We start from the raw sequence: 4,164 nt of genomic DNA on the forward strand, positions 1-4,164 counted from the left end.
CGGGGGTATGATCAGAATCGTTTTACTGTTTTAGGCAGTGGCCAGATCCAAACGCGAAAAGGTGTTTTAGACTTTGTCCAACTGGCTAAAGAGAATCCTAAGGTTCAATTTATTTGGACTGGTGGTTTTTCATTTGGAAAAATGACGGAAGGCTATGCTGATCTCGAAAAAATTGTGAAGGACCCACCAAACAATCTATCTTTTCCGGGGATTATTGACCGTCATAAAATGGTTGACTATTATAATATGGCTGATCTTTTTATTTTACCTTCATACAATGAATTGTTTCCAATGTCGGTTCTCGAGGCCTTTTCAACCGAAACACCAGTGATGCTTCGGGACCTGGACCTCTATAAGTCGATTATTGATGGTTATTATTTGGGTGCCGGGGATGTGAGCGAAATGAATTCAGAACTTGGTAAACTGATTCAAGATCCGGATGAACTAATGAAGTTAACTGAGAAAGCAAAAGAAGCTAGCGAACGTTATTCAGAAAGTCATTTGGCTCAAATCTGGCATGATTTTTATAATCAACAAGCAGGGAAAGGTTAAGTATGTCACGGAAAAATAAATTCACCTTTATGCTGATGGTACTGATAGGAATCGTGATTATCTGTTATTCTATGAGGGATGTTAAACTGAGCGTTTTAATTCATGACTTTTTCACATTAGACCCCTTATGGTTGATTGTGGCGTTTGCTTGTATCTGTATATACCTTTTAGTTGAAGCGGTTATAACGAAAGTGCTTGTGTCAAATCGAGTCTCGACGTTCACGTTTAAAGATGCACTGCGTGTTCCTTTGGTAGAACAGCTTTTTAATGGGATTACGCCGTTTTCATCCGGTGGTCAGCCTGGTCAACTGGTTGTTATGCTGCAGACGGGTATTGATGGTGGCCGAGCAAGTTCCGTTTTGTTGATGAAGTTTGTGGTCTATCAGGCCATGATCGTTGTCAATTTTTTTATTAGTCTACTCATTGGGTTTCACTATGTTGCAACAAAAATGCAGTATCTATCGTTGTTTGTCCTATTTGGGTTTCTGATTCACTTTTTCGTCATTGTTGCCTTGTTAATGATTATGTATTGGCCGTCTTTTACGAAAAAGGTCACTAGGATTCTATTTCATCCGGTTAAATGGTTTGTTAAGGACGAGAAATATGACAGTATGCGTGTCACGCTATATGAAAAGATTGATAATCTGTACGAGGAGAGTATTCGAATTGGACGCCAGCCGAAACTTATGATTAAAGTTGTTTTGCTGACACTCGTGCAGCTCGCTTTTTATTATCTAATTCCATATTTCATTATGTTGGCACTGGGATATTATAATGTAAATGTCTTTATGGTAACCAGTTTGCATATTATGATTGTGATGATCATTTCATTATTTCCGATTCCTGGTGGATCCGGTGGTGCGGAGTTCAGCTTTGAGTCGCTGTTTCAAAGTTATATTAGTAGTAACAGTAAACTAGTACTGGCAATGATCCTATGGCGAATTTTGACCTATTATTTCGGAATGGTTGTTGGAGCAATTGCGTTATTGATCAAACCTGATAAGGTTAATGATTCTCACAAAGTGGTCCGTAAAAAAGAGTAATTTATGATATCTTTTTATAGGAACTTTCATTAAAAATGGTTTTAGTTAACTATTTGGCGAAGTGGAAACTTCTTAGTCGTTATGGCCCTTGACAATTCTCTCTGTGTGACAGGGCAATAGAAACGTTGATTAAATACCGTCTATTCAAATATTTGTGAGAAATTTTGGAGGAACAAGAATGATGTCTACAAAGAAATCTCGTATATTAAATTTCTTTAATACCAGATTGGGGTTCTTCTTTCTGGTAGTCATATTGTTTTGTGTAAAAACATATATAATTTATCAAACTAAATTTACGCTTGGTGCAAAGGGCGGAATGCAGCAGTTCCTCTTGGTTGTTAATCCAATCCCGGCGGCACTTCTAACGTTGGGGATTGCGCTGTATTTCAGCGGGCGCTTGTCGTATTGGCTGATGATGTTGATCGATTTTCTTGAAAGTATTTGGATATTTGCAAATATAGTTTATTACCGTGAATTTTCCGATTTTCTGTCAATGGGAATTATTAAAGGAAGCGGGAAAGTTCAAAATAATCTGGGAAAAAGTTTGATGGAGATCATTCATTTTACCGATTTCTTTGTCTTTTTAGACATACTAATCTTGATACTGTTGCTGGTATTTAAGGTTATCAGAATTGACGCAAAGCCATTTAAAAAGCGGTATGCTTTATTAATCTCCGGCTTGTCGCTTATACTGATGGTTGGCGAGTATGGTTTAGCCAATAGTGATCGTTCCGGCTTGTTAACAAGAACGTTTGATAATAATTATATTGTGAAATATTTGGGACTGAATGAGTACGCAGCATTTAATGCGTATCAAACACATAAGGAGTCTGCTACCCGATCACACGCCAAAGCAAGTGATATGGACTCGATTCTTAAATACTTAAAGAATAATCGGGCGGCTGCAAATCCGGAATACTTTGGAAAAGAAAAGGGCAAAAATGTTTTCATCATTCATTTAGAAAGTTTTCAACAATTTTTGATTAACTACAAAGTTGATGGTAAAGAAGTAACGCCTCATTTAAATGCTTTCTACAAAAATAAGCACACACTTAGTTTTGATAATTTTTATCATCAGGTTGCCCAAGGGAAAACGTCGGATGCTGAAATGATGCTTGAAAATTCACTTTACGGACTTCCCCAAGGATCAGCTATGGTCACCTATGGTGGGCAAAATACGTTCCAGGCAGCTCCCGCGATTTTAGACCAGCGTGGTTACACGACAGCAGCTTTTCATGGCGATGTTCCCAGCTTTTGGAATCGGGACAGCACCTACAAGTCCTGGGGATATCAATACTTCTTTAGTTCACAATACTATAAGACCAAGCCGTCCTATAATGTCGGCTATGGTATGAAAGATAAAATCTTCTTTAGGGACGCTGCAAATTATATCCAGCAGTTGCCCCAACCGTTTTATGCCAAACTCATTACTTTGACAAATCATTATCCATACCTGTTGGATAAGCAGAATACTGATTTTCCTGCTACCAAAACCGGGGATAAAACAGTTGATCCTTATGTTCAAACTGCTCATTATTTGGATCAGGCATTCGCTGAATTTTTAAACTACCTTAAAAAGACCGGATTATATAAAAATAGTGTCATTGTGCTGTACGGGGATCACTATGGTATTTCAAATAATCACCGGCCGGCAATTGCTCAATTACTGCACAAGAAGAGTATTAACAGTTATGATCTTGCACAGTTTCAGAAAGTACCATTTATGATCCATGCAGCCGGATTAAAGGGTGGTATTCGACAGACGTACGGCGGAGAAATTGATGTTTTACCGACTCTGCTGCATTTGCTGGGTATTAAAGATAACAATACCATTCAGTTCGGGACAGACCTTTTGTCCAAACAGCATGATCAACGCGTGGCTTTTAGAGATGGTGACTTTGTTACACCTAAATATACGAAAGTGGGCAGTACGGTCTATTTAACCAGATCAGGTAAAGAAATCACGCCAAATGCAACTCAGAAAAAGCAAATTGCCAATATCCAAAATCATGTCACAACGGAATTATCGTTGTCTGATCGTGTCATTTATGGCGATTTGTTACGTTTTTACACGCCTAAGGGATTCCAGAAGGTTAATCGAAAAGACTTTACGTATCAATATGCCAAGGGAATGGATAACCTTAAGAAGGCCCAAGAGGAACACCCAACGAGTATTGAGGCAAAGAATAATGGCAAGTCTACGATGGACCTGTATAAGACCGATGCACCCGAGCTAAAATAGTGTTTCGTTTGTTGTCGTATCATAAATAGCAGAATTGTTTTTAGAAAAAGGTTATTCGGTTGTTTGAATAGATCCTCCAGCATTGTTTTCATGGTTGTCTGTTTTGGGTAGTGTTAGATTTTATATAATTAAGAGCCGATTGCGATAAAAACCGCAATTGGCTTTTTTATCAGGGTAGCCCAAACACGAATTGGTAGTCTTGAAAAAAACAATCAAAAAGGGCATACCACTTTATATTCGAACAATATTTGTGGATGATAGCCAAAACGTTCGCACTTTTCACTTAGACAAGTAAAGCTTCAAAACTTACTTTTCGACTGCAACTAA

At 38.1% G+C, this 4,164-nt stretch carries 3 protein-coding genes; all 3 read left to right on the forward strand.

Features of this window, described 5'->3' with window-relative positions; genetic code table 11:
• A partial coding sequence (locus HMPREF0519_RS14425) for a glycosyltransferase family 4 protein (protein WP_003635753.1) occupies window positions 1-552 on the forward strand: 552 nt, incomplete at its 5' end.
• A 2-nt stretch (window positions 553-554) separates the two neighbouring features.
• Window positions 555-1,595 carry a lysylphosphatidylglycerol synthase transmembrane domain-containing protein gene (locus tag HMPREF0519_RS09645; protein WP_003635755.1) on the forward strand — a complete coding sequence of 347 codons (1,041 nt, stop codon included), beginning with the start codon at window positions 555-557 and terminating at the stop codon, window positions 1,593-1,595.
• A gap of 178 nt (window positions 1,596-1,773) precedes the next feature.
• A complete protein-coding gene (locus HMPREF0519_RS09650) occupies window positions 1,774-3,837 on the forward strand; it encodes an LTA synthase family protein (RefSeq protein WP_003635756.1) in 2,064 nt (687 codons plus the stop codon).
• Window positions 3,838-4,164: the final 327 nt, after the last annotated feature.

The sequence above is a fragment of the Lentilactobacillus hilgardii DSM 20176 = ATCC 8290 genome (assembly GCF_000159315.1).
GTDB lineage: Bacteria > Bacillota > Bacilli > Lactobacillales > Lactobacillaceae > Lentilactobacillus > Lentilactobacillus hilgardii.